Raw genomic sequence first — 24,258 nt, 5'->3', positions numbered from 1 at the left:
GGTCACCGGGCCGCGCCGCGCATCGTTTGCCCGGCCGCACGACGGGAAGCCATCCGGCGACCGTGGCCCTGGGGAGGGACGATGCCAGTATTCGTCAAGAAGCTGCTGACCTGGGGCAGTGTCGCGTTCCTGATCTACTTCGTGGCCTTCCGGCCGGACGGCGCCGCGCAGATGTTCAAGGCCATCGGGGGCGCACTGATCGCGATGTTCCAGGGCTTCGGTGACTTCCTCACCACCCTGATGACCTGAGGCCGCCGGCCGGCCGCCAGCAGTCAGGGGTGACCCGGCGGCCACGGGGCCGCCGGGCGCAGGCCGGGCCAGCCGGGCGGGGCATAGCCCACCGGTGGCATTGGCGCGGGGACCAGCACCACCGGGATCGGCACCACCGGCTCGTCCGGCGCGTCCACCGCACGCTGCGTACCGTCGGGAAAGCGCAGGTGGTAGCGGCTGCCGTCCCAGACCCCGACCGGGGCCTGCGGGTCCCGACCGACGAAGTACGACCGGTACGCGCCGATCGCGTTCAGCAACTCCCGCTCCTCCCGCGCGGTCCGCTCCTGGTCGGCGGGCTGGCGGTCCAGGCCGCGCAGTGTCCCGTCGCGCAGGAGGGCCAGTCGGGTGGCGGCGGACTGGTAGCCGCGCATCGCGCGCACTCCGGCGTCGCCGGCCACCCGCCGCGCCCAACTGCGGGCCGCGTGCCGCCTGCCGAGGCTGCTCAGCGCGGCCACCTCGGGCGGGGTCAACCAGCCGGCGCGTACGTAGTCCGGCAGGATCCGCTCGGTGAGCCGCCCCTCCCAGGCGCGCAGCCAGATCGCGAGACCCACCACGCCGAAGAAGACCGGCACCATGAGACCCAGGAAGCCGTACAGCATGATCAACGCCTCGCCGGTGGCCTGGGTCAGCGTGGGCAGCAGGTTCCACGTCCCGTGCAACATCATCGCCAGCAGCAGGCCGGCGATCGGGGCGAGCACCCGGACCCGGCGGTCCGCTGTCCGGGCCGCGATGCCCAGCCCCACGCCGGTCATCGAGGTGAAGAGCGGGTGGGCGAACCCGAACAACAGGATCCGCAGGATGAAGATCCCGATGACCTGCTGGATGCCGGTGACCGGGCCATAGCGCTCGGCACCCGCCGCGTAGCCCAGACCGCCCAGGTAGAGGATGTTCTCCACCATCGCGAAGCCGACCGCGGACAGCCCGCAGTAGACCAGGCCGTCGGTGATCCCGGACCACTCCCGCCGGCGGAACACCAGCAGCAGGATCGGGCCCAGCGCCTTGGTCAGCTCCTCGATGAAGGGTGCCACCAGCACGCCGGTGAGCGCGTCCGGCAGCCCCCAGTCAGCGAACCGCCCGGCGGCGAACTCGTTCACCCTGAGTGAGGCGGCGGTGGAGACGAACGCCCCCCAGGTGAAGCAGAAGACCAGATACCGCAGTGGCTCCGGCTCGTACCGGTCCAGCCAGAGGAAGCAGGCGACCAGCACCGGCACCGGCAGGACGGCCGCGAGCAGGCCGACCAGCAGCGCCTGCAGCCCGAGCGACTGGCCGAGCTTGAGGACGATGAACGACGCGCACGCGGCGATGAACACCGCCACCCCGGCCAGCGCCAGGAACCGCCAGATCTTGTTTTGCTGCGGCATCGGGGGCGCCTCGCCGGTGGACTGGGCCGCGGGCACGGGCGGCGGCGACGGCAGCGGTGAACCGGGCGGGGTGTCGGCCATGCGGTCAGCGTAGCCATCCGCCGCCGGCTGGTCCGGTCGCATCGGCAGCGGTATGCTGCGGGCAGGTCACGAGCGCCAGCGTCAAGCCCCGGCTTGCTGGCCGGCAACCCTCGTCGAGTTCGCGGTGGGGTGCCCCGGGTGATGACCGGGCCCAGCCCGATCGGCGTGCTGGGCAAGCGCGGACCCCGTCCCGATGCCGCACCCGGGGTCCCTGACCCCGGAGGTTCCGGCGTGTCCGTCACCCTCGTTCCCTCGCTGCCCACCCTGCCCACCGTCGCGCCCGCGTCGTCGGCGCCCCTCGACGTCCTCGGTGTGCCGGGTGAGACCAACCTGGACTACGCGGCCACCGCACCGTGCGCGCGGGCCGCCGCCGACGCGGTGGCCGAGCTGCTGCCCTGGTACGCCAGCGTGCATCGCGGCGCGGGAGCGCTGTCCCGGCGCTGCACCCTCGCCTACGAGCAGGCCCGGCAGACGATCGGTGACTTCTTCGGCGCCCGCGCCGACGATCACGTGCTCTTCACCCGCAACACCACGGACGCGCTCAACCTGCTGGGGCGGGCGCTGCCGGCCGGCACGACAGTCGTCACCTTCGCGGGCGAGCACCACGCCAACCTGCTGCCCTGGCCGCGCGGCTCGGTGCGGCTGCCGGTGCCCAGCGATCCCGCCGGGGCGGTACGCGACCTCGCCGCCGCCCTCACCGAGTTGCGCCGGGGCAACAGCCCGGCGCTGCCGGTGCTCGTCGCGGTGACCGGGGCGAGCAACGTGACAGGTGAGCGGTGGCCGGTCGCCGAGCTGGCCCGGGTGGCCCACCGGCACGGTGCCCGGATCGTGCTCGATGCCGCGCAACTCGCCCCGCACGCCCCGGTCGACCTGCCCACGCTCGACGTCGACTACCTGGCCGTGTCCGGCCACAAGCTGTACGCGCCGTTCGGTGCGGGCGTGCTGATCGGCCGGGCGGACTGGCTGGACGCCGCCCCGCCGTACCTGGCGGGTGGAGGCGCCACCAGCCACGTCGGGCCGGCCACCCACGACGTGACCTGGGCGACCGGTCCGGCCCGGCACGAGGGCGGCACCCCGAACCTGCTGGGCGCGGTGGCGCTGGCGGCGGTGTGCGCGGCGCTCGACGACGCCGACCGGGTCGCGCTGGCCGCCCGTGAGCAGGCGCTGCTGGCCCGACTGCGGACCGGCATCGCCGCCCTGCCGCACGTGGTGGAGCTGCGCACCTTCGGCCCGGACGCGCCCCGCGTTGGCATCGTCTCGTTCGTGGTGGCCGGCTGGGACTCCGCCGACGTGGCCGCGCGGCTGGCCAGCGAGCACCGGATCGGCGTACGCGACGGGTTGTTCTGTGCCCACCCGCTGGCCCGGCGGCTGCTCACCGAGGCGGCGGGGCGCAGCGGCCGACGGGACCTTCCGCCCACCGCGTTGCGGGCCAGCATCGGCCTGGGCAGCACCGTCGATGAGGTGGACCGGCTCCTCGCGGCGCTCGCCGAGCTGGGCTGAGGCCCGACCGGCGGCGGAGGCCCGACCGGCGGCGGAGGCCCGACCGGCGGCGGAGGCCGTTCAGCCGACCGGCGGCGCGGTGGGCGGCTTCGGTGCCTCGCCCGCCTCGGCCGGCTCACCGGCCGGTCGTTCCTGCTCGTCGAAGGCGGTGCGGATCCACCGGTTCGCCTCCTCCTGCTCGATGCCGGAGGCCACCAGCAGGTCGCTGGCGGTGGTCCGGATCTGGGCGACGATCACGCTGCCGGAGAAACCGACGCCGGCACCGTACGCCCGGCCGGCCTCGCTGACCGCCCGCAGCGACCGTTCCCGGGCCTTCGCCGGTTCCTCGCCGACGGCGAACTCGTGTTTGAGCAGCCGGACCGACTCGGCGAGGTGGCCGATCGCGTCCGGCATCGGATCCGGCACCGGTTCCTCGTCCTCGACAAGCGTGACGGACCGGCGGATCAGCGTGCCGCTGTTGCGCATCGCCCGGTCGATCGGGTCGGCCGCCTCCGCGTAGTGGGTCAGCTCGCTGCGGCGGTGCCAGCGGGCCGGGGAGAGCGTGGCGGTCTCCTTCGCGCCCTCGATCGCCTCGGCCAGCGTGGCCAGTTCGTCCTTGTTGTTGCGCAGCCGGTCCAGGGCCCGCTGGATGCTGGCCCGGTCCCGGCTGCGCAGCCCGTCGGCGGTGACGTCGAGCTGGGCGGCGAGCAGGTCCAGGGCGGGTCGGGCGGCCCGGTTGATCACGCGGAGTGGATTCAGTGGCAGCAACACCGCGGTCACCAGCAGTGCGACCCCACCCCCGAGGAACGCGTCGACGAAGCGTGGGATCTCCAGGTTCTGCGTCGACGGGCTGAGCGTGACGATCAGCACGGCCGTGGCCGCCGCCTGGATGACGATGGCGACGCTCGCTCCGGCGAAGATGGTGAGCAGGATCGCCACCGTGACCACCAGGCCGAGCTGCCACGCCCCGGTGCCGAGCAGGTAGATCAGCAGGTCGCCGACGAACACCCCGACCCCGACCCCGACGATCAGCTCCACGGTCCGGCGGAATCGCTGGCCGACCGACGCGGCCAGGGTGCCGACCGCGGAGATCGGCGCGAAGACCGGTTGCGGGTTGCCGAGCAGCTTGTGCGAGATCAGGTACGCGAGCCCGGCGGCCAGTCCCGCCTGCACGGCCAGTCCACCGGCCATCCGGACCCGGTGCAGCCGGTCGTGCAGGGTGGCCCGGCCGCGATGGCGCAGTTGCTGGGTGGCCTCGGCGATGCGTGCGCCGTCGACGTCCACCAGCCCTTCGCGTAGTGCGGTGCGTCGCACCACGGGTGGTCGCTTGTCCCGGGCCACGGCCATGGGCGCGACTACCCGGGACAGGCCCGCTGAATCCTGCCGTGCAGGCGCGGCCTGGGTGGGATGCGGCAGACTCGGGCGGTGGTCGATCTCCTGGAACGGTGGCGGGCGGCAGCCCGGGGCGCTGGTGCGAGGGCGGGCGCGGGGTCGACCCGTGCCGGCGAGCAACTGCTGGACCGGTGGCGGGAGCCGCACCGGCACTACCACACGGTGGCCCACCTGACGGCGGTGCTCGACGTGGTGGACCAGCACGCCGGGCTGGCCGACCGGGCCGACCTGGTGCGGTTGGCGGCCTGGTGGCACGACGCGGTCTACGACCCCCGGGCCGCGGGTGACGCCAACGAGCAGGACAGCGCCGCGCTGGCCGAGAGCGTGCTCACCGGGCTCGGGGTGCCGGTGTCCACGGCGGCCGAGATACGCCGGCTGGTGCTGCTCACCGCCGGACACGCCGTGGGCCCGGACGACCGGGACGGTGCCCTGCTGTGCGACGCGGACCTGGCCGTGTTGGCCGCGCCCCCGGCCGTCTACGACAGGTACGCGGCGGCGATCCGACGGGAGTACGCGCACGTGCCGGAGCCCGCGTTCCGGGCTGGACGGGCCGCCGTGCTGGGCGGACTGCTGGCGCTGCCCGCGCTGTTCCGGCTGGCGCCGCTGGCCGACCGGTGGGAGGAGCCCGCCCGGGGCAACGTGCGCCGCGAACTGGCCACCCTCACCGCTGCGGTGCCACCGGCGGGCGCGGGCTGACCAGGTGTTTCGGGCGGCGCAGACCGGCGGCGCGGAGCAACTGGACCAGCTCCCGGCTCGGCACCACCTGCGCGCCGAGCCACACCGCCGCCGCGAACCGGTCGGCCGGGATGTCGTAGTGGTCCCGGTCGAAGCCGCGTCGGGGCGCGCCGAGTGCCTCGGCGAAGGCGTGCAGCTCGGCGTACGAGACGTCGCTGATCAGGTGCGACCAGAGCCGACCGCGCCACGGCCAGGCCGGCCGGTCCAGGTAGAGCATGGTGCCCAAGCTAGCCCGCGTTGATGATCGCCGGCCGGCGACCTAGCCTCGGCTGCATGGCCCCCACCACACTCCTCGACGACCTGCGCGCCGCGCTCGGTGCCGACGCGGTGCTCACCGACCCGGACCTGCTGCGCACGCACCAGCGGGACGAGGCCGACCTGTGCCCGGCCGGCACCCCGCTGGTGGTGACCCGCCCGCGCAGCACCGAACAGGTGGTCGCGGTGGTCCGGGCGGCGGCCCGACACGGCGTACCGGTGGTTCCGCAGGGCGCGCGGACCGGGCTGGCCGGCGCGGCGAACGCGGTGGACGGCGCGGTGGTGCTCAGCACCGTCGCGATGACCGAGATCCGGGAGATCGACCCGGTGAGCCGGATCGCGGTGGTCCAGCCGGGGGTGGTCAACGCGGCGCTGGCCGGAGCGGTGGCCAAGCAGGGGTTGTGGTATCCGCCGGACCCCGGCTCCTGGGAGTCGTCCACGATCGGCGGCAACGTGGCCACCAACGCCGGCGGCATGTGCTGCGTGAAGTACGGCGTGACCACCGAGTACGTGCTCGGCCTGGAGGTGGTGCTCGCCTCGGGTGAGGTGCTGCGCACCGGCCGGCGTACCGCCAAGGGGGTGGCCGGCTACGACCTGACCCGGCTGTTCGTCGGCTCGGAGGGCACCCTCGGCGTGATCACCGAGGTGACCGTGGCGCTGCGGCCCGCACCGGCCGACTCGCTGACCATGGTGGCGGTCTTTCCGTCCACGGCGGCGGCCGGCGCGGCGGTGGCCGACATCGCGGCGCGTGGGCTCACCCCCAGCCTGCTGGAGCTGCTCGACCAGACGCACCTGCGGGCGATCGAGGCGTACCAGCCGATGGGGCTGCGGACCGACGCGCAGGCTCTGCTGCTGGCCGCCACGGACACCGGCACCCGGGCCGCCGACGACCTGGCCGACCTGGCCGAGGTGTGCACGGCCGCCGGCGCCGACGAGGTGTACGCGGCCACCGACGCGGTGGAGGCGGCGGCGCTGTTGCAGGCGCGGCGACTGGCTCACCCGGCGATGGAGAAGTTCGCGGCCGACACCTATCCGGGCGGCAACGGCGGTCTGGTGATCGACGATGTGGCGGTGCCGCGTGGTTCGCTCGCCGCGCTGCTGGACGGCGTGGCCCGGATCGCGGCGGAGTGCGAGGTGCCGATCGGCGTGGTGGGGCACGCCGGGGACGGCAACATGCACCCGAACATCGTGGTCGACCGGGCCGACCCGGCGAGCGTGCAGCGCGGCCGGCGGGCGTTCGACGAGATCATGCGGCTCGGCCTGGACCTCGGCGGCACCTGCACCGGAGAGCACGGGGTGGGGCTGCTCAAGCGGGACTGGCTGGCCCGGGAGATCGGGCCGGTCGGCGTCCGGGTGCACCAGGCGATCAAGTCGGCGTTGGACCCGGCTGGTCTGCTCAACCCGGGCAAGGTGCTCTGAGCTGGCCCGGGGTCAGCCCTTGATCTCGGCCGGGGTCGCCTGCGTGAGCAGCAGCAGGATCTCCCCGGCGACCGGAGTGCGCTCCTCACCGGGGCAGTCCTGGGAGGTGATCAGCCCGGTGGAGGTCAGGAGGCTGGACGTCAGCGCGTCGATGCAGGTGGTCCGGTACCGCCGGGCCTGATCTGTCTCATCGGCCAGCGCCGGGGTCGCGAGCAGCACCTGGAGCCGTTCGGTCAGCTCCGGGGCGAGAGTGCCCCGGGAGGTGACCCCGTCGCCGGCGCAGTCGACGCACTGCCACGCCCCGTTGCGCTCGACGCTCAGGGTGCGCAGTGGGCCGTCCTCGCCGAGCCGCTGAATCAGGCTGACCTGGCCGGCGGCGACCGTGGTGGGGATCTCCAGCTGCGCGCCGCCACCGGCCGAGGCGGACGACTGTGCCTGCGGTGTGCCCGGCTCGTCCCGGTCGAAGAACGAACACCCGGTCAGGGCACCGCCGAGCGCGACGGCGAGAAGGGGTACGAGCAGACGAGGGTGCGCGCGGGGTAGCACGCGCGGAAACCTACCCCACCGTAGGTAGCGTTCGAAACCACCATCCGGGCCGGTATCGCCGGTTACCCTTCGGTAACGTCGCAATTCGTCACAGAGCGGACGGACGCAGCCCAACCTGGTCGTCGCCACCCCGATCGGCCGCGTAACCCCGGACGTCCGGAGCGCCCAACCGGGCCGCGTCCGCCGCGGCGTCGTCCGGCATCAACTGCGACTGCCGCTCCGCCTCCACCCGGGCGCGGTAGTGCTCGACCTCCCGGGCCCGCGTCGCCGCGTCCCAGCCGAGCACCGCACCCATCAGCTCGGCGGTGTGCTCCGCCGACTCCAACCCCCGGTGGCTGGTCTCGAAGGAGATCCGGGTCCGCCGGGTCAGCACGTCCTCCAGGTGCAGCGCACCCTCGGCCCGCGTCGCGTAGGCGACCTCCGCGGCCAGGTATTCCGGGGCACCGGCCAGCGGGGAGGCGAGCAGCGGATCGGTGTCGATGAGCGCCAACAGGTCCAGGGTGAGGGTGCCGTACCGCTCCAGCAGGTGCTCCACCACGCCCACCGGCACGCCGTGCCGGCGGGCCAGGTCGGCCCGGTCCCGCCACATCGCCGGGAAGCCATCCGCACCCAGCAGCGGCAGATCGGCGGTACGCGACGAGCGCCCGCCGCCGAGCCGACGGACGGCGCGGTCGACCACGTCGGACGCCATCACCCGGTAGGTCGTGTACTTGCCACCGGCCACCAACAGCAGCCCGAGCATCGGCTCGAAGACCGCGTGCTCGCGGGAGAGTTTCGAGGTCGAGTCGGCCTCGCCGGCCAGCAGTGGTCGCAGCCCGGCGTACACCCCCTCGATGTCGGCGGTGGTCAACGGGCGGTCCAGCACGGTGTTGACCTGCTGCAACAGGTAGTCGATGTCACGGGCCGAGGCGGCCGGGTGGGACCGGTCCAGTCGCCAGTCGGTGTCCGTCGTGCCGATGATCCAGTGCCCGCCCCACGGGATGACGAAGAGCACCGACTTCGCCGTCCGCAGGATGAGCCCCGTCTCGCCGGTGATCGCCGAACGGGGCACCACCAGGTGCACCCCCTTGGAGGCGCGCACCCGGACGCCGGGCCGCAGGCCCACGTCGTTGAGCATCCGGGACATGTCGTCGCTCCACACACCGGTGGCGGCGATGACGGTACGGGCCTGCACCTCGAACTCCGCGTCCGGTGAGCCCGCCGGCGCCTCCAGGTCCCGGACGCGTACGCCGGTCACCTCACGCGCCTGCCGGATCAGCCCCACTGCTCGGGCGCTGCTCACCACCGTGGCGCCGAGGCTGGCCGCGGTGCGGGCCAGCGTGACGACCAGCCGGGCGTCGTCGACCTGACCGTCGTAGTAGCGGATCGCCCCGGCCACCGCGTCGGCCCGCAGGCTCGGAAAGATCCGCCGGGCGCCCTCCCGGGTCAGGTGCCGGTGCAGGGGCATGCCCCGGCCAGCGCCGAAGACGCCAGCGAAGGCGTCGTAGGCGGCCACGCCGGCGCCGTAGTAGGAGCGGCGGAAGATCCGCGCCGGCAGGTCCCGCAGGCCCCGCCCGGCGGGCAGCGGCACCAGGAACGGCACCGGGCGCACCAGGTGCGGGGCGAGTCGGGTGGCCAGCAGCCCGCGCTCGGTGAGCGCCTCGTGGACCAGGTGGAACTCCAACTGCTCCAGGTAGCGCAGGCCACCGTGGATGAGCTTGCTGGACCGGCTGGACGTGCCCGCGGCGAGATCGCGCGCCTCGACCAGGGCCACCTTCAGGCCCCGGGACGCCGCGTCCAGGGCGGCACCCGCACCGGTCACCCCGCCTCCGATGACCAACACGTCGAAGCGCTCGGCGCGCAGTCGACGCAGGTCGGACGCACGGCGGATCGGCGAGAGCTGACCGGCGACGGATCGGGAGATATTGGGGTCACGCACCAGTCCACCGTAACCGCAGCGGCGGCATGTCGACATTCGCCGCCGCCGGTCCTGCACCCACCGCACGCGGCACGCCCGCTGCCCCCACCCACTCACCCGCCGCCGCGGCGAGCCCGACCCAATCGAAGATCTTGGACACTTTCCGTCCGGCGCGGACGGAAACCGTCCAAGATCTCACGCTCGGCCATGCGCCACTCTCGGGCGACGCACCGCGCGACCGTCGGGTCCGAAACCCTCCGTCGTGGTCGTAAGGTTCTCGGATGCACGCTGAGCCTGCGTACCCCGGAACCAGCGACCACAGTTCTCCGTGGCCGGTGGTCGCGGCCGTGTTCGTCGGCTGTTGGACGGTCGCGGTCACCGTCGCGGCGCAGGCCGGTGGCTGGCTCACCGATCAGGTGCTGCTCAGCTTCGGACGCGACCGGGTCGGCTGGCTCTGGCCGGTGCTCGGCTTGGCCACCGTCGTGCTGGTGGGCACACCCGCCCTGCTGTTGGCCGTGCTGCCCCGGTCGACGACGGTCCGGGCCACCGGGCGGGTCTGGCTGGCCGCCACACTCGCCCTCGGCGTGCTGACCCTGCTGCGAGTCGTACCGCCGGTGCACCACGAGGCGTACCTCGCCGCGCTGGCCGGCGGCGCGTTGCTCGGCGCGCTCGCCGTGCGCCTGTCGGCGCGCCGCCGGGCGTACCCCGGGCTGGTTGCCTCGGTCGGCGGCCCGGCAGCCGCCGGAAACGGCGACGCCATCCGGCCCGAGACCACCGGACACGCCGACCCCACCCGGCCCGGGACCACCGGACACGACTACGCCACCCGGCCCGAGACCACCGGGAACGCGGAGCCGGCCCGGCGCGGGCCCGGTGCGGTGCCGCTGCTCGCGGTCGCCGCCGGGTTGGCGCTGCTACTGCCGTGGGCCTGGCTGGGCGCGCTCGGCGGGCTCCTGGAGACCGCGCTCGCGCTCCTGGCCGCCGCCGCGCTCGGTGTGCTGGCCGCGACGCTGCTGGACGACACCTTCTGGTCCCGGTTCGCGACCGGCCGACCGCCCCGGCCGGCTCGGCTGGTGCTGGTCGGAGGTCTGGTCGCCGGGGTGGCGCTGCTGCTGCTCGCGGCCGGCACCGGCCAGTCCGGCGCACAGTTGCCCGCGCTGCTGATCCTGCCGCCGGTGGGTTTCGCGCTGGCCGCGCTGTGGGCGGCGGCCTGGCGGCCCGCCGTCGACCCGGCCGACGCCACCCGGGCCGGCCGATCGGCGACCGGCTGGCTGGTGGGCCTGGCCGCACTCGGGCCGCTGGCCTTCACCGACCCGGAAGAGATCACCCTGCTGCTGGTCGGCACCCGGGACGTCCCGTTCTGGGTGGCGGCCGCCGCCGGCGCCGGGCTCGCCGTCGCGGTCCTGCTCGCCATCGGGTACGCGGTGCTGCTCGCCCGGCCCACGGCACGTACCCCGAGCCGGCGGGTCGCCGCGGTGGCAGCCGTGGTGCTGCTCGTGGCGTTCGGCGTGGTCGACCTCGGCCCCGGCCAGCCGGGCCTGTACGGCGAGCGGCTGTTCGTGGTGCTGCGCGCGCAGGCCGACCTGAGCGATCTTCCGGCGGGCCAGCCCGGTCGGGCCGGGCGGGACGCCCGCGCGGCGGAGGTCTACCGGCGGTTGGTGACGACCGCCGAGCAGAGTCAGGGTGACCTGCTGCGGGGGTTGCACCGGCTGCGTCTCGACCCGGTGTCGTACTACCTGGTCAACGCGGTCGAGGTGGACGGCGGCCCGGCGGTACGGGCCTGGCTCGCCCGCCGGCCGGAGGTGGCCCGGGTGCTGGTCAGCCAGCGCCTGCGCCCGCTGCCGGCCCCGGCCGGGCAGAGCCGGGGCACCGCGCCCAGGCCCACCGGCCCGGAGTGGAACATCCGCCAGATCGGCGCCGACCGGGTGTGGTCCCAACTCGGGGTCACCGGCACGGGCATCGTGGTCGGCAGCTCCGACTCGGGCGTGGACGGCACCCATCCGGCGCTGCGAACCGGGTTCCGGGGTGGGGACGACTCCTGGTACGACCCGTGGGACGGCAGCCGCAGCCCGACCGACACGGGCGGGCACGGCACCCACACGGTGGGCAGCGCGGTCGGGCGCGACGGCATCGGGGTGGCACCGGACGCGCAGTGGGTGGGCTGCGTCAACCTGGACCGCAACCTGGGCAGCCCCGCGCACTACCTGGACTGCCTCCAGTTCATGCTGGCGCCCTTCCCGGCCGGCGGCGACCCGTTCACCGACGGCCGCCCGGAGCGCGCCCCGCAGGTGCTCACCAACTCGTGGGGCTGCCCGCCCATCGAGGGGTGCGACAACCGCGTGCTGCGGCCGGCCACCGCCGCGCTGGACGCCGCCGGGATCTTCGTGGTCGCCGCGGCCGGCAACACCGGCCCCTGGTGTGCGTCGATCGACGACCCGCCCGCACCGTACGCGGACGTGTTGACCGTGGGGGCGGTGGACGCGCAGCGGCGGGTCGCCGAGTTCTCCTCGCGCGGGCCGGTGGCGGGCGGCACGGGTAAGCCGGACGTGTTGGCACCGGGGGTGGGTGTGGTGTCGGCGATGCCAGGGGGCACGTACGCGGCGCTGGACGGCACCTCGATGGCGACCCCGCAGGTGGCGGGGGTGGTCGCGCTGATGTGGTCGGCGAACCCGGCGCTGGTCGGTGACGTGGACCGCACCCGGCAGATCCTGCGGGACACCGCCACCGCGGCGACGCCCACGTACCGCTCCGACGACCCGTCCGACGCCTGCGGTGCTCCGGCGAACGTCACAGGCGCCGGCCAGGTCGACGCCTTTGCCGCCGTCCGCGCCACCCAACAATAGGCAGGTTTCCTTCCTGATCCGACGGGCGGGAGCGCGGGCCGGCACGCGGTCATCTATGGTCGGCGACCATGGACGCCGAGATCACCGTCACCGAGCTGACCGCCGACCTGGCCCCCACCGTGGTGCGGCTCTGCGAGCAGGCCCTCGACCTGCCCGAGGACGCCGCCGAGGCCGCGTGCATCGTGGACGTGCTCTGGCCCCGAGGCAGCGCGGACCGATCCGTGGTCGGGCTGGGCGCGTACCGGGGCGTGGAGCTGGTCGGGGTGCTGTTCTGCTCGGTGTCGTCGACCGAGCCGGTCAGCGGGCACGTGGACCTGGTCGCGGTCCTGCCGGAGCACCGCCGCCGGGGCGTCGGCCGGGCGCTGCTGGGGCAGGCCGAGCGGGTGCTGGCCGAGCGCGGAGCGACGGAGGTGCTGCTGGCCGGGAACCCGCCGTACTACGCCTGGCCGGGCATCGACGTCCGCTACACCCCGGCGGTCTGCGCGGCCCTCGCGCTGGGCTACCAGCAGGACCGGACCGCCTGGAACATGACCGCCGACCTGTCGTACGACGGGTCGCCGGCGCTGCGGTCCACCGAGACCGCCGAGCGGCGGCTGGCCGATCAGGGCGTCACCGTACGCCGGGCGGAGCCGACGGACCTGCCGGCACTCACCGCGTTCGCCCGGTCCACCTTCGGCGGCACCTGGGACGGCGAGCTGGCCGGTTCGGTGGGGCGGGACGGCGCCGGTTGTCACCTCGCGGAGCGGGGCGGCGAGGTGCTCGGCTTCGCCGCGTACGGGTCGTCCCGGCCGAGCTGGTTCGGGCCGATGGGCACCGCGCCGGCCGCCGAGGGGCTGGGCATCGGTGGTGTGCTGCTGCGACGCTGCCTGGCCGACCAGCGGGCGGCGGGGCTGACCAGGGCGGAGATCGGCTGGGTGGGGCCGGTGCCGTTCTACTCGGGCAGCGCGGGTGCGCGAATCGAGCGGGTCTTCTTCCTGTACCGACGGACGCTGTCCGGATAACCAGGGCAAACAGGACATAGATCCATTCGCCCGCATCGGCCTTCGACGCCCCCTACCGTCTTGGTAGAGGAGGCAGCCATGACCACGGATGACGACCAGACCGAGGACGGCCCGCCGATCACCTGGAAACCGGTCGGCGAACTCCCCGGCCAACTGCCGTTCGACCGGCTCGACTACGGCGACGCCGAACAACTGGCCGAGATGACCACCGACGGCGAATCGTCGGTGGTCGAGCAGCCGCAGGAGATGGTGGACGCGCCGATCCAACTGCTCCCGCCGTACGACCGGGCGCACAAACGGCGCAACCAGCGCCGACTGCCGACCTGACGACGAACGGGGCGGACCGCGTCAGCGGCCCGCCCCGTTCGGTGTGTCGGAACTGGACTCAGAAGTCCATGTCCCCGCCACCCGGGCCAGCCGGGGCAGCCGGGGTCTTCTCCGGCTTGTCCGCGACGACGGCCTCGGTGGTGAGGAAGAGCGCCGCGATCGAGGCGGCGTTCTGCAGCGCCGAGCGCGTCACCTTGGCCGGGTCGATGATGCCCGCGGCCAGCAGGTCGACGTACTCGCCGTTGGCGGCGTTGAGGCCGTGACCCGCTTCGAGGTTACGGACCTTCTCCACCACGACGCCGCCCTCGAGGCCGGCGTTGACGGCGATCTGCCGCAGCGGGGCGTCCAGCGCGACCTTGACGATGTTCGCACCGGTCGCCTCGTCGCCGACCAGGTCGAGCTTGTCGAAGGCGGTCTTGCCGGCCTGGACCAGCGCGACGCCACCACCCGGGACGATGCCCTCCTCGACGGCGGCCTTCGCGTTGCGAACGGCGTCCTCGATGCGGTGCTTGCGCTCCTTGAGCTCGACCTCGGTGGCCGCGCCGACCTTGATGACCGCAACGCCGCCGGCCAGCTTGGCCAGCCGCTCCTGCAGCTTCTCCCGGTCGTAGTCGGAGTCGCTCTTGTCGATCTCGGCCCGGATCTGGTTGACCCGGCCCTGGATCTGCTCGGCGTCACCGGCACCGTCGACGATGGTGGTCTCGTCCTTGGTCACCACGACCTTGCGGGCGCGGCCCAGCATGTCGAGGCTGGCGGCGTCGAGCTTGAGGCCGACCTCCTCGCTGATGACCTGGCCACCGGCGAGGATCGCGATGTCGGTCAGCATGGCCTTGCGGCGGTCACCGAAGCCCGGCGCCTTGACGGCGACCGACTTGAAGGTGCCACGGACCTTGTTGACCACCAGGGTGGCGAGGGCCTCGCCCTCCAGGTCCTCGGCGATGATCAGCAGCGGCTTGCCCGACTGCATGACCTTCTCCAGGATCGGGAGCAGGTCCTTCACCGACGAGATCTTGCTGTTGGCGATCAGGATGTACGGGTCGTCGAAGACGGCCTCCATACGCTCCGGGTCGGTCATGAAGTAGGCCGAGATGTAGCCCTTGTCGAAGCGCATACCCTCGGTGAGCTCCAGCTCCAGCCCGAAGGTGTTGCTCTCCTCGACGGTGATGACGCCTTCCTTGCCGACCTTGTCCATCGCCTCGGCGATGATCTCGCCGACGGTGCTGTCGCCAGCGGAGATGGAGGCGGTGGAGGCGATCTGCTCCTTGGTCTCGACGTCCTTGGCGAGCTTGGACAGCTCCTCCGAGACGCTCGCGACCGCGGCCTCGATGCCCCGCTTCAGGGCCATCGGGTTGGCGCCGGCGGCCACGTTGCGCAGGCCCTCGCGAACCAGGGCCTGGGCCAGGACGGTCGCCGTCGTCGTGCCGTCACCGGCAACGTCGTCGGTCTTCTTGGCGACCTCCTTGACCAGCTCAGCGCCGATCTTCTCGTACGGGTCCTCGAGCTCGATCTCCTTGGCGATGCTCACACCATCGTTGGTGATGGTGGGGGCACCCCACTTCTTCTCGAGCACGACGTTGCGGCCCTTGGGGCCGAGGGTCACCTTTACGGCGTCGGCGAGCTGGTTCATGCCCCGCTCGAGGCCGCGGCGCGCCTCTTCGTCGAACGCGATCATCTTGGCCATACGGCGTTGTCCTCCTGGACACTCACGGGCCACCCGAGATGTGTGCCCCGGATGGGCCGCCTGGTGTACGCACCTTGGGACGTCGCCACCTGGCGACGACGACGTCCTTCGGCCGGGCCGGATAGCCCGCGACGACCGGCCATGTGCCGCCCCGGCGTCTCCACGCCGGTGCAACCTGGCCCCACCGTCCCGACCATTGGCACTCACGGTATGCGAGTGCCAATGACTTGTTTAGCACTCTCCCCTGCCGAGTGCAAGCACGATGGGGCCGCTCAGCCGAGTTCCGTCGTCAGTCCGGCAGTGTTCACCGGCTCCTCATGGGCGCGCTGCTCGGCGTACGTCACCAGCAGACCGACCTGGCTGGGCGAGGTAGGCCGGCAGGACCAGCACGGCGGTGACCCCGATCACCACCACCGCCCCGATCGCGGTGCCCGGCGACGAGAGGGGATCCGTGCCGAACGCGGCCGTGCCCGCCTCCTCCAGGCCACCGGAGATCACGTTGACGACGATGACCGCCAGGGCCACCCGACCGAGTAGGAGGTCGGGCCGGTCGTGGAACATCCGAGACGAGCGGCCGATCGGGTTGCGGTGTTCGAAGAGGTAGACCGGGCCGGCCAAACGGGCCCGATCTACCCGGTTGCGCGCCTCTGCCGCCAGCCCCGACGCGCGGGGCCGATCGAGGAGGAAAACTCAGGCGACGACGCGGACGTGCTCGGCCTGCGGGCCCTTCTGACCCTGGGCGATCTCGAACTCCACCCGCTGGCCGTCGTCCAGCGCCTTGTAGCCGTCCATCTCGATCGCGGAGAAGTGGACGAACACGTCCTGACCGCCGTCGACGGCGATGAAGCCGTAGCCCTTTTCGGCGTTGAACCACTTCACGGTGCCCTGTGCCACGGTGCACTTCCCTCACTCTGCGCGGTGTTGCCTGACCTGGCGCTCGGCACGGCCGGACGCCCACCGGCCACCACCTCGGCAATCGATGGCGACCATTGAATAAGGTGACCGAAATCGCACGCTACACGAGGAGTGACGGCCGCGCACGGCCACAAATCTGACACCTTCCGGGGCGGTCCGACCGGCTTGATTTTTCGATCCACCGGATCCACGTCGATGACTGCCCGGCGCAGCTCGACCGTGCCGGGCACCGCCCCTGTGGTAGGCATGCGGGCATGACCACCGATACGGGCGCCACTGCCCTACGGCGGGCGGAGATCCGCCGGGTCCGGCCGCAGGACGCCGCCCGGATGCGGGCACTGCGTCTGGAGATGCTCGCCGACGCACCGTTGGCCTTCCTGGAGACCCTGGCGGACGCGGCGGCCCGACCGCACGCCGAGTTCGCCGCCCGGGTCGCGTACACCTCGGCCGGCCCCGGCAACGCGCAGTTCGTCGCCGACCCGGGTGGCCGGCTGGTCGGGCACGCCGGTGGCACGGTCGCCCCGAACGAACCCGGGCTCACCGTGGTCTACGCCGTGTACGTCACGCCGGCCTGGCGGGGCAGCGGCCTGCTCGGCGAGCTGATCGACGGGGTGGCCGCCTGGTCACGGGCCTGCGGCCGGCCGAAGCTGCTGCTGGAGGTGGTGGTCGGCAACGACCGCGCCTACCGCGCCTACCAACGGCTGGGCTTCAAAGACACCGGCGAACGCGTCCCCCACCCCACCATCCCAGCCCTGACCGAGCTACAAATGCGCCGAACTGCATAACCCGAGAACCATCCTCCCAAGGCAAAACCACTCTGATGCCCCTAAAAAAGCCGGCACCGAAGCCACCAGCGTGCCCACGAAGGGTTTCCGGGGCAGCCCGCCCCGCGCAGGGATCAAGCCTGACCGCCCGGAGCGGGGCGGGCTGCCCCGGAAACCCGAACCGCAACCAAAGACTCAGACGTGACGCCGAGACTGCACGATCCGGAACCGGTTGGCCACGTACGCCCCGTCCGTCAGCGCCGAGTTCGCCGCCGCGTTGGCGCCACTGCCGTGGAAGTCGGAGAACGCCGCCGACTGGTTCACGAAGACCCCGCCGGTGAGGTTGCAGGACAGGTGCACACCGACCTCGACCGCCACCGCCTCGGTGGCGTCCAGCACCGCCTCGTCGGTGGAGTAGACCCCCGCCGTCAGCGCGCCCTTCTCGCCGACCGTCCGGCGCAGCAACTCCAGGCTGTGCGCGGTGGAGTCGGTCGCGATGGCGAACGAGATCGGCCCGAACCACTCCCGGCCGTACGTGTCCGCGTCGTCCGCGGCCAGCTTCACGATCGTCGGGGTACGCACCACCGCGTCGGCGTACGCCGGGTGGGTCACGGCCCGTGACTCCAGCACCGGCTCGCCCACCTTGGTGACCTCGGCCAGCCGATCCAGCACCCCGTCGTTGACGATGGCGCCGGTCAGCTCGACGCCCCGCGCCGGGTCGGCGGTCAGCTTGCCGACGGCGGCGGCGATCCCGCCGGCCACCTCGTCGAAGCTCTTGTGCCCCTGGTCGGTCTCGATGCCACCGGCCGGAATGAGGATGTTCTGCGAGGTGGTGCACATCTGACCGCTGTAGAGGGTCAGCGTGAAACCGAGGTTGCGACACATGCCGGCGAAGTCGTCGGTGGAGTCGATGACGACGGTGTTCAGGCCGGCCTTCTCGGTGTAGACCGACGCCTGCCGGGCGTGCGTCTCCAGCCAGTCGCCGTACTCGGTGGAGCCGGTGAAGTCGACGATCTTCACGGCGCGGTGCAGGGCCAGGTCGCTGGCGAGCTTCTCACCGGGCGCCTCGGCCGCCAACATGATCAGGTTCGGATCGAAGCCGGCCTCGGCGAGCACCTCCCGGGCGTACTTCACGGTGATGGCCAGCGGCAGCACCGCGCGCGGGTGCGGCTTGACGAGCACCGGGTTGCCGGTGACCAGCGAGGCGAACAGCCCGGGGTACGAGTTCCAGGTCGGGAAGGTGTTGCAGCCGATCACCAGCGCCACCCCACGCGGCACCACGTGGAACGTCTTGGTCATCCGCAGCGGGTCACCCTTGCCGGCGGCCTTCTCCCAGCCAGCCGTGCCCGGGTGCCGGGTCATCTCGGCGTACGCGTACGCCAGCGCCTCCAGCGCCCGGTCCAGCGCGTGCGCACCGCCGGCCTGGAAGGCCATCACGAACGCCTGCCCGCTGGTGAACTGCACCGCGTTGGCCAGCTCGAAGATGTGCTTGTGCAGCCGGTCGAGGATCTCCAGGCAGACTCCCACCCGGGCCTGCGGGCCGGCATCACGCCACGCCGGCAGCGCGGCGGAGGCGGCGTCGACCAGCTCGCCGGGGCCGGCATGCGGGTAACGCACCGCCAGCTCCACCCCGAACGGGCTCGTCTCGGTGGCGACCCGATCGCCGGTGCCCGGCTGGTCGAGCGGAAAGTCACCACCGAGGTACGCCTCGAAGGCGGCCTTGCCGTCGGCGGCGGCGGTCTCGCCGTACACCCGGGGGCTGGGAGATTCGGGATAGGCGGACCAGTAGCCCCGCTCCGTGATCGCGGTCAGCGCACGGGTGAGGGTGTCGGCGTGCCTGTCGTACAGGGGATGCGGGGTCTCCGTCATGCCCGCCATCATGCCTGAGTACGGCCCGCGAGCAGTAGCGCGAATGCCCGGCAGCGGCGCATGCCTGAGTACGGCCCGCGAGCAGTAGCGCGAATGCCCGGCAGCGGCGCATGCCTGAGTACGGCCCGCGAGCAGTAGCGCGAATGCCGGTCAGAGCGTGAGCTGCCAGTCGGTCCAGGCGTCCACCGGACGGAAGCCGAGCTGCTCGTTGATCGCCACCATGTAGCTGTTGCTGGCCGCGTTCCAGGTGTCGATCACGCGGACGGCAGGCTCGTGGGTGAGCAGGTGGTGCAGGTTCTCGGCCTTGGCGATGAGGCCGAGCCGGTGCCCACGGTGATCCGGGTCGACGATGGTGATCTGCTGGAACGCGTGCCAGTCGGCGGAGGCGCCCACGTCCAGCATGGTCCAGGCGACCAGCCGACCGGTCGCCTCGTGCCGCATCCCGAGGTGGTAGCACCGCCGGCCCTGGGCGTCCAGCGCCCGTTCGTTGCCACGGATGCGCTCGGCGTCCACCCGCTCCGGTTCCCACTGCACGTCACCCATGGGCGCGTCCGTGAGCAGCCGGCCGTCCAGGTAGGCGATGTCCGCGACGTACTCCTGCGGGGTTGCCCCCTGCCAGCAGACCGACCGGTAGCCCTCGGCCCGCGGTCGAGCCTCGGCCAGCGCCGCACGCAGCGCGACCCGGTCGATCTCCTCGACCTCGAGCCGGCGCCGCACCTCGGCGAGGGCGGGCTCGGCACCGGTGGCGGCGGCGAACGCGTCGCCCGCCCCGCTGCGGGCTGGCCCGTCGGGCAGCGCGGAGACGGCCATCGCGACCACCCGCTTGCGGCCGTGCTCCCGCAGCAGGCGCACGCCGTACTCGTGCAGCGCCCGGCCGACGCCCCGCCGCCGCAGCTCGGGATGCACCGTCAGCTCGGCGCCGGCGTTGTCGGGGTTGTCGAGGTACGGCAGGTCCAGCTGGAGAAAACCGGCCGCCACCCCGTCGAGCCGGGCCAGCGCCCAGAGCGACCTGGTGCCGGGCCTCGGCGTGTGGAAGTACGCGTCGAAGCGTCGCCGGCAGAAGGGCGGCAGATCCGGCAGATCGGCGTCTTTGGCCGCCGCGCCGATCCGGTACGCCTCGTCGACGGCTGCTCGGTCGGCTCCGTCGAACGACGCGATCGTGATGCTCATGCGGTGAGCGTGCGCCTCCGGAAAGCGATCGGGCCAGCGAATTATTCGCTGGCCCGATCGGACGTGGTCGGGAGGGACACTCGCACAACGCCTCCGGCGTTGGGTCGCAAGAACTTCAAAAGTCTTCGGCGAAATGCCCTCCCGCACGGAGCATCTTGCGCCGTCCGGTTCCTGCCGTCAAGTCCGCAGGGGCGGGTTTTCCATACTCACAGCGAAAGCCCAGTTACACGAATGATCAACCCGGTCCCCCGTTCGGGCGATCCCCCACTCCCCGCCAAGCCAGCACGACCTGCCGTGCCCCGGCACGGCACGGCACGGCACTTGATCCACTCGGGTTCCCGAAAAACGGGGTGTCCGGGCCCGCCGGATACCGCACCTTTCAGGAACCCGAGTGGATCAACCTGACCGACAGCGGCCGGCGAGCCACGGCCGAGCGGCGAGGCGGCCGAACGGCGAGGCGGCGAAGCGGATCAGCCGAGGAGGCCGGCGTCGCGGGCGGCGCGCAGCGAGGGCTTGATGTGGTGGGTCGGCCCGACCTGGCCGGCGACGGCGTCGATGGTCTTCAGACCTTCGCCGGTGTTGAACACGACGGTCTCCACGGTCGGGTCGAGCCGACCGGACTCGACAAGCTTGCGAAGCACCGCCACGGTCACCCCGCCAGCGGTTTCGGCGAAGACCCCTGTGGTGCGGGCCAGATCGCGGATGCCGGCGCGGATCTCGTCGTCGTCGGCGTACTCCATCCAGCCGCCGGTGCGGCGGACCGCCTCCAGGGCGTAGAGGCCGGCGGCCGGGTCGCCGATGTTGAGCGACTTGGCGATGCCGGTGGGCTTGACCGGGATGATCGTGTCGGTGTCGGCGTGCAGCGCGGTGGCGATCGGGTTGCAGCCGGCGGACTGGGCGCCGAACACCTTCCAACCGCCGGCCGGCGCCTCGACCAGGCCGATCTCGACCAGCTCGGAGAACGCCTTGTCAATCTTGGTGAGCAGCTCGCCGCTGGCCATCGGGATGACCACCTGCGCCGGGATACGCCAGCCGAGCTGCTCGGCCACCTCGTAGCCGAGGGTCTTGGAGCCCTCCGCGTAGTACGGCCGGACGTTCACGTTGACGAACGCGGTGTCCTCGAATTCGTCGGTCTCCACCAGCTCGCCGCAGAGCCGGTTGACGTCGTCGTACGAGCCGTCGATGGCGACCAGCTCGCCGCCGTAGACAGCGGTGGTGATGACCTTGCCCTGTTCCAGGTCGCTGGGGATGAAGACCACCGAGGGCACCCCGGCGCGGGCGGCGTGCGCGGCCACCGAGTTGGCCAGGTTGCCGGTCGACGCGCAGGCGAACCGGGTGAAGCCGAGCGCCTTCGCGGCGGTGAGCGCCACCGAGACGACCCGGTCCTTGAACGAGTGGGTCGGGTTGGCGCTGTCGTCCTTGACCCACAGCGGCGCGGAGATGCCCAGCTCGGCGGCGAGGTGCGGGGCCGCGACCAGCGGGGTCAGCCCCGGGTCGAGGGTGACCCGACCGGCCGGGTCCTGACCGGCCGGGAGCAGCGCGGCGTACCGCCAGATGTTCTTCGGACCGGCCTCGATCTGCTGGCGGGTGACGGTGGCCAGCGCGGCAGTGTCGTAGTCGACCTCCAGTGGGCCGAAACACTCATAGCAGGCGTGCTGGGCGGCGAGCGGATAGCGGGCCGAACAGGCACGACAGACCAGGGCGCGGGCGGGGCTGGCGGAGGTGTCGATGCCGGAGGCGGCGAGCGTCGACGTCATGTCGAGAAGTCCTCTCATCTTTCCCCACATCGCACCGTGCGGCGGGGACGGAATTGGCACCTGCCCCGCGGGTCGCTCAGCGGTGAGCGCGCGGGGTGGTTGCCGGGGCGTCGTCGGGCCGTATCCCTCAGCCCCTCTGGATGAGGTATGCAGTTGTGCTGCCGAGTCTAGGCAACTCTGCCCGCCGCTTCCACCGCGGATCCCACGCTGTGAGCCGACCGACTCAGCCAGTTACCGGCAGGTGGGGTCAGTGGGCGCTCACCGCCACCGGGTCGATCACCGCGATCCGGTCCGTGGTCGCGGTCGACTGCGGCGGAGCCGAAGGCCGGGTCCGTGGCCTGGTGGCGAGGTTCGCGGCGACCAGCGCACCGATCGTGATGGCGGCACCGACCAGCTCGATGGGCTCCGGGCGGTAGCCGCGGGCGATCTGCACCGCGAACGTCACGACCGGGACCAGGTTCATGAACAGCGCGGCGTTGGCGGCACCGAGCCGCTGCACACCGGTGTTCCAGGCCAGGACGGCGATCACCGCGCCGATGACCACGGCGTACGCCAACTGTGGGGTGACCGCCGCGAGGTCGGCGGCGGACGGCGCGTGCTGCCAGCCGACGGCGTCGGCGGCGATGCTCGCGGCCAGCATGGCCGCCGTGCCGGCGAGCGCGGTCAGGGTGGTGAAGCGCAGCGGTGACCAGGCACCGAACCGGCTGGCGCCGTGCGTGTAGATGCCCCAGCCGAGCACCGCGCCGACCATCATCAGCCCACCGAGACCGAACTGGCCGAGCCCGGCCAGGCTCCCGCGGGTGATCACCAGGCCGACTCCGAGGAGCGCCACCAGGGAGAGGACCAGCAAGAGCGGCTTCGGCCGTACGCCGTCACGGGCCCAACGGACCAGTTGGGTGATCAGCGGGGTGGTGGCCACAAAGAGAGCGATCTGCTGCGGGGCGGCGTGTTCGAGCGCCAGGTTGGTGAGCACGTTGAAGCCGGCGAAGCCGACCACGCCGAGCACCACGATCTCGCCTGTGCGGTGCCGCAGCGCACCGGTGCCTTCGCGGAGCAGTAGGACGGCGACCAGGATGGCGGCGGCGAGCAGGTAGCGGGCGGTGGTCAGGTTGAGCGGGTCGACCCGGGTCAGCGCACTGGCCAGGACCGGAAACATCACGCCCCAACCGAGCACGGCGAGCAGCGGATAGGCGGCGGCGCGGGATCGCATCGTCAGCTCCAATGTTCGAGTATCGTCGAACCAATGACACCGACCATAGGGCGTTGTTCGATTCTTGTCGAACAAGGGTTACACTGGTCACATGGAGCCGCACGAACCCGACCTGACCGACATTCCGGTCACCGCTGTGCTGGCCGCACTCGCCGACGACGTGCGGCTACAGATCGTTCGGGCGCTCGTCGAGAATGGCGAGGCCGCCTGTGGCAGCTTCGACTTCGGCGTCTCCAAGGCGACCCGCAGCCACCACCTCAAGGTGCTGCGCGAGGCTGGCCTGACCCGCACCCGAGCCGCCGGCACCAGCCGCCTGGTCCGGCTACGCCGCGACGAGGTGGACCGCCTCTACCCCGGCCTCCTGGACGCGGTGCTCAGCACGCGCTCTTCGGCCTGACACTCCCGCCCCTCCTGTCGTCGCTTTAACCCCGGACCGGGCGCGTCGCCGGACCTGCCTCGTCGAGGCCCGGCGACGCGCGGTAGCAAGTGCGGTCAGATGACCATCGAGCTGGGCTCGGTCATCGGTGCCGCCGGCGCGGGCCGAATGTCGCGGCGACGGGCGAGCAGCGTGTCGAGCGCCCAGGAACCCGGACCGAGGGCCGCCACCAGCAGGAACGACCAGCAGAAGAGCGCCGACAGTTCACCGCCGTTGTGCAGTGGCAGCAGATCGTCCGGCTGGTGCACCACGAAGTAGGCGTATGCCATCGAGCCGGAGGCGAGCAGAGCGGCGGGTCGGGTGAGGAGCCCGGCCAGCACCAGTGCGCCGCAGGCCAGTTGGATCAGCGCGGCCCACCAGCCCGGCCAGGTGCCGAGGGGTATCGCCGCACCGGTCACCGGGTTGCCGCCGAACAACCCGAAGACCGAGGTCAGGCCGTGCAACGTGAACAGCAGGCCGATCACGATGCGGAACAGGGACAGGGTCGGTCCGCCGAGCCGAGAAACGTCCATGGGAACCTCCATCGAAGGAATCTGATCTCTTCAATGTGAGGCATGAAACTATCGAAGCTCATAAATTCCTTGCTGGTGGGAAATTCCCCGGTCGGAATGTACCGGTGTCCACGGTCCCACGTCGAGCGTCGGTAGCGCCGCAGGCCGGCCGCCAGGGCCCCTGAGCTGCAGATAGCACGAATTCGAAGGCACGCCAACCAGCGTGGGCACGCTCCCATACTGTGGGTACGACCTGCCCGACGGGCGACCTTGGGGCCAGTTCGACTCGATCGCGGATGCCCAGCGTCGATCGCGGATGCCCAGCGTCGATCATGGATGCCCAGCGTCGATCATGAGGT

22 protein-coding genes and 2 riboswitches are annotated in these 24,258 nt (G+C 72.4%); of the genes, 9 read left to right on the top strand and 13 right to left on the bottom strand.

Annotated features, from left to right (window positions below; genetic code table 11):
* Positions 1-81 precede the first annotated feature (81 nt).
* Entirely contained in the window at positions 82-249 is a 168-nt protein-coding gene (locus AB0B57_RS12190; protein ID WP_357068185.1) for a hypothetical protein, read from the top strand.
* Between the two features lie 23 nt (positions 250-272).
* On the opposite strand, the gene AB0B57_RS12185 is transcribed toward AB0B57_RS12190, so the two are convergent.
* Complete coding sequence (locus AB0B57_RS12185; protein WP_357068183.1) at positions 273-1,754, bottom strand: PrsW family intramembrane metalloprotease; 1,482 nt, start codon at positions 1,752-1,754, stop codon at positions 273-275.
* A gap of 22 nt (positions 1,755-1,776) precedes the next feature.
* Positions 1,777-1,897, top strand: a riboswitch (SAM riboswitch).
* Between the two features lie 70 nt (positions 1,898-1,967).
* On the opposite strand from AB0B57_RS12185, the gene AB0B57_RS12180 reads away from it, so the two are divergent.
* A complete protein-coding gene (locus AB0B57_RS12180; RefSeq protein ID WP_357068444.1) occupies positions 1,968-3,212 on the top strand; it encodes an aminotransferase class V-fold PLP-dependent enzyme in 1,245 nt (414 codons plus the stop codon).
* 60 nt (positions 3,213-3,272) lie between these two features.
* Here the strand turns inward: AB0B57_RS12180 and AB0B57_RS12175 are convergent, their stop codons facing one another.
* Complete coding sequence (locus AB0B57_RS12175) at positions 3,273-4,475, bottom strand: FUSC family protein (protein ID WP_357068442.1); 1,203 nt, start codon at positions 4,473-4,475, stop codon at positions 3,273-3,275.
* A 141-nt stretch (positions 4,476-4,616) separates the two neighbouring features.
* Here AB0B57_RS12175 and AB0B57_RS12170 point away from each other — a divergent pair, with 141 nt between their 5' ends.
* On the top strand, positions 4,617-5,279 hold the full coding sequence (locus tag AB0B57_RS12170; RefSeq protein WP_357068181.1) for a metal-dependent phosphohydrolase: 663 nt from the start codon (positions 4,617-4,619) through the stop codon (positions 5,277-5,279).
* On the opposite strand, the gene AB0B57_RS12165 is transcribed toward AB0B57_RS12170, so the two are convergent.
* Entirely contained in the window at positions 5,245-5,535 is a 291-nt protein-coding gene (locus tag AB0B57_RS12165) for a DUF4031 domain-containing protein (RefSeq protein ID WP_357068179.1), read from the bottom strand. The two genes, AB0B57_RS12170 and AB0B57_RS12165, sit on opposite strands and share 35 nt — an antisense overlap.
* Positions 5,536-5,591: 56 nt before the next feature.
* Here AB0B57_RS12165 and AB0B57_RS12160 point away from each other — a divergent pair, with 56 nt between their 5' ends.
* Positions 5,592-6,992, top strand: a complete 1,401-nt coding sequence (locus tag AB0B57_RS12160; RefSeq protein WP_357068177.1) for an FAD-linked oxidase C-terminal domain-containing protein — start codon at positions 5,592-5,594, stop codon at positions 6,990-6,992.
* Positions 6,993-7,004: 12 nt separating this feature from the next.
* Here AB0B57_RS12160 and AB0B57_RS12155 read toward each other — a convergent pair whose 3' ends face one another.
* Both AB0B57_RS12155 and AB0B57_RS12150 read right to left on the bottom strand, forming a co-directional pair.
* Complete coding sequence (locus AB0B57_RS12155) at positions 7,005-7,538, bottom strand: hypothetical protein (RefSeq protein ID WP_357068175.1); 534 nt, start codon at positions 7,536-7,538, stop codon at positions 7,005-7,007.
* Between the two features lie 88 nt (positions 7,539-7,626).
* Positions 7,627-9,441 carry a glycerol-3-phosphate dehydrogenase/oxidase gene (locus AB0B57_RS12150; RefSeq protein ID WP_357068440.1) on the bottom strand — a complete coding sequence of 605 codons (1,815 nt, stop codon included), beginning with the start codon at positions 9,439-9,441 and terminating at the stop codon, positions 7,627-7,629.
* Between the two features lie 275 nt (positions 9,442-9,716).
* Between AB0B57_RS12150 and AB0B57_RS12145 the strand changes: the two genes are divergently transcribed.
* The 3 genes from AB0B57_RS12145 to AB0B57_RS12135 all read left to right on the top strand — a co-directional run bounded on the left by AB0B57_RS12145 (position 9,717) and on the right by AB0B57_RS12135 (position 13,606).
* The gene (locus AB0B57_RS12145; protein ID WP_357068173.1) at positions 9,717-12,278 is read left to right on the top strand and encodes a S8 family serine peptidase; all 2,562 of its coding nucleotides are present in this window, start codon (positions 9,717-9,719) and stop codon (positions 12,276-12,278) included.
* Between the two features lie 68 nt (positions 12,279-12,346).
* On the top strand, positions 12,347-13,279 hold the full coding sequence (locus AB0B57_RS12140; RefSeq protein ID WP_357068171.1) for a GNAT family N-acetyltransferase: 933 nt from the start codon (positions 12,347-12,349) through the stop codon (positions 13,277-13,279).
* Positions 13,280-13,357: 78 nt separating this feature from the next.
* Positions 13,358-13,606: a hypothetical protein gene (locus AB0B57_RS12135; protein ID WP_357068169.1), complete on the top strand. Its 249-nt coding sequence runs from the start codon at positions 13,358-13,360 to the stop codon at positions 13,604-13,606.
* 58 nt (positions 13,607-13,664) lie between these two features.
* Here the strand turns inward: AB0B57_RS12135 and groL are convergent, their stop codons facing one another.
* The 3 genes from groL to AB0B57_RS12120 form a co-directional block, all read right to left on the bottom strand.
* Entirely contained in the window at positions 13,665-15,287 is a 1,623-nt protein-coding gene (gene groL, locus AB0B57_RS12130; protein ID WP_030490078.1) for a chaperonin GroEL, read from the bottom strand.
* Positions 15,288-15,602: 315 nt separating this feature from the next.
* Positions 15,603-15,905: a hypothetical protein gene (locus tag AB0B57_RS12125; protein ID WP_357068167.1), complete on the bottom strand. Its 303-nt coding sequence runs from the start codon at positions 15,903-15,905 to the stop codon at positions 15,603-15,605.
* Positions 15,906-15,977: 72 nt separating this feature from the next.
* The gene (locus tag AB0B57_RS12120; RefSeq protein WP_053654337.1) at positions 15,978-16,181 is read right to left on the bottom strand and encodes a cold-shock protein; all 204 of its coding nucleotides are present in this window, start codon (positions 16,179-16,181) and stop codon (positions 15,978-15,980) included.
* Between the two features lie 275 nt (positions 16,182-16,456).
* Between AB0B57_RS12120 and AB0B57_RS12115 the strand changes: the two genes are divergently transcribed.
* Positions 16,457-16,987 carry a GNAT family N-acetyltransferase gene (locus tag AB0B57_RS12115; protein ID WP_357068165.1) on the top strand — a complete coding sequence of 177 codons (531 nt, stop codon included), beginning with the start codon at positions 16,457-16,459 and terminating at the stop codon, positions 16,985-16,987.
* Between the two features lie 174 nt (positions 16,988-17,161).
* Here the strand turns inward: AB0B57_RS12115 and paaN are convergent, their stop codons facing one another.
* The 4 genes from paaN to AB0B57_RS12095 form a co-directional block, all read right to left on the bottom strand.
* The gene (paaN, locus tag AB0B57_RS12110; protein ID WP_357068163.1) at positions 17,162-18,835 is read right to left on the bottom strand and encodes a phenylacetic acid degradation protein PaaN; all 1,674 of its coding nucleotides are present in this window, start codon (positions 18,833-18,835) and stop codon (positions 17,162-17,164) included.
* A 150-nt stretch (positions 18,836-18,985) separates the two neighbouring features.
* On the bottom strand, positions 18,986-20,005 hold the full coding sequence (locus AB0B57_RS12105; RefSeq protein ID WP_357068161.1) for a GNAT family N-acetyltransferase: 1,020 nt from the start codon (positions 20,003-20,005) through the stop codon (positions 18,986-18,988).
* A 470-nt stretch (positions 20,006-20,475) separates the two neighbouring features.
* A complete protein-coding gene (thrC, locus tag AB0B57_RS12100; RefSeq protein WP_357068438.1) occupies positions 20,476-21,762 on the bottom strand; it encodes a threonine synthase in 1,287 nt (428 codons plus the stop codon).
* An 11-nt stretch (positions 21,763-21,773) separates the two neighbouring features.
* Positions 21,774-21,909, bottom strand: a riboswitch (SAM riboswitch).
* 100 nt (positions 21,910-22,009) lie between these two features.
* Positions 22,010-22,972: a DMT family transporter gene (locus AB0B57_RS12095; protein ID WP_357068159.1), complete on the bottom strand. Its 963-nt coding sequence runs from the start codon at positions 22,970-22,972 to the stop codon at positions 22,010-22,012.
* Positions 22,973-23,063: 91 nt separating this feature from the next.
* Between AB0B57_RS12095 and AB0B57_RS12090 the strand changes: the two genes are divergently transcribed.
* Positions 23,064-23,369 carry a metalloregulator ArsR/SmtB family transcription factor gene (locus AB0B57_RS12090; protein WP_357068157.1) on the top strand — a complete coding sequence of 102 codons (306 nt, stop codon included), beginning with the start codon at positions 23,064-23,066 and terminating at the stop codon, positions 23,367-23,369.
* A gap of 95 nt (positions 23,370-23,464) precedes the next feature.
* Here the strand turns inward: AB0B57_RS12090 and AB0B57_RS12085 are convergent, their stop codons facing one another.
* Entirely contained in the window at positions 23,465-23,920 is a 456-nt protein-coding gene (locus tag AB0B57_RS12085) for a DoxX family protein (RefSeq protein WP_357068155.1), read from the bottom strand.
* Positions 23,921-24,258 lie beyond the last annotated feature (338 nt).

It is taken from the genome of Micromonospora sp. NPDC049101, assembly GCF_040648675.1.
Taxonomy (GTDB): domain Bacteria; phylum Actinomycetota; class Actinomycetes; order Mycobacteriales; family Micromonosporaceae; genus Micromonospora.
Note: the sequence above shows the minus strand (reverse complement) of the source record. Positions and strands in the feature narration are given on the sequence as shown.

What these genes read in the sequence shown, in the direction of transcription:
- AB0B57_RS12190 (WP_357068185.1), top strand. Translation starts at nt 82, where the DNA reads ATGCCAGTATTCGTCAAGAAGCTGCTGACCTGGGGCAGTGTCGCGTTC.
- AB0B57_RS12185 (WP_357068183.1), bottom strand. Translation starts at nt 1,754, where the DNA reads ATGCGACCGGACCAGCCGGCGGCGGATGGCTACGCTGACCGCATGGCC.
- AB0B57_RS12165 (WP_357068179.1), bottom strand. Translation starts at nt 5,535, where the DNA reads ATGCTCTACCTGGACCGGCCGGCCTGGCCGTGGCGCGGTCGGCTCTGG.
- AB0B57_RS12160 (WP_357068177.1), top strand. Translation starts at nt 5,592, where the DNA reads ATGGCCCCCACCACACTCCTCGACGACCTGCGCGCCGCGCTCGGTGCC.
- AB0B57_RS12145 (WP_357068173.1), top strand. Translation starts at nt 9,717, where the DNA reads ATGCACGCTGAGCCTGCGTACCCCGGAACCAGCGACCACAGTTCTCCG.
- AB0B57_RS12140 (WP_357068171.1), top strand. Translation starts at nt 12,347, where the DNA reads ATGGACGCCGAGATCACCGTCACCGAGCTGACCGCCGACCTGGCCCCC.
- AB0B57_RS12135 (WP_357068169.1), top strand. Translation starts at nt 13,358, where the DNA reads ATGACCACGGATGACGACCAGACCGAGGACGGCCCGCCGATCACCTGG.
- groL (WP_030490078.1), bottom strand. Translation starts at nt 15,287, where the DNA reads ATGGCCAAGATGATCGCGTTCGACGAAGAGGCGCGCCGCGGCCTCGAG.
- AB0B57_RS12115 (WP_357068165.1), top strand. Translation starts at nt 16,457, where the DNA reads ATGACCACCGATACGGGCGCCACTGCCCTACGGCGGGCGGAGATCCGC.
- paaN (WP_357068163.1), bottom strand. Translation starts at nt 18,835, where the DNA reads ATGACGGAGACCCCGCATCCCCTGTACGACAGGCACGCCGACACCCTC.
- AB0B57_RS12105 (WP_357068161.1), bottom strand. Translation starts at nt 20,005, where the DNA reads ATGAGCATCACGATCGCGTCGTTCGACGGAGCCGACCGAGCAGCCGTC.
- thrC (WP_357068438.1), bottom strand. Translation starts at nt 21,762, where the DNA reads ATGACGTCGACGCTCGCCGCCTCCGGCATCGACACCTCCGCCAGCCCC.
- AB0B57_RS12095 (WP_357068159.1), bottom strand. Translation starts at nt 22,972, where the DNA reads ATGCGATCCCGCGCCGCCGCCTATCCGCTGCTCGCCGTGCTCGGTTGG.
- AB0B57_RS12090 (WP_357068157.1), top strand. Translation starts at nt 23,064, where the DNA reads ATGGAGCCGCACGAACCCGACCTGACCGACATTCCGGTCACCGCTGTG.
- AB0B57_RS12085 (WP_357068155.1), bottom strand. Translation starts at nt 23,920, where the DNA reads ATGGACGTTTCTCGGCTCGGCGGACCGACCCTGTCCCTGTTCCGCATC.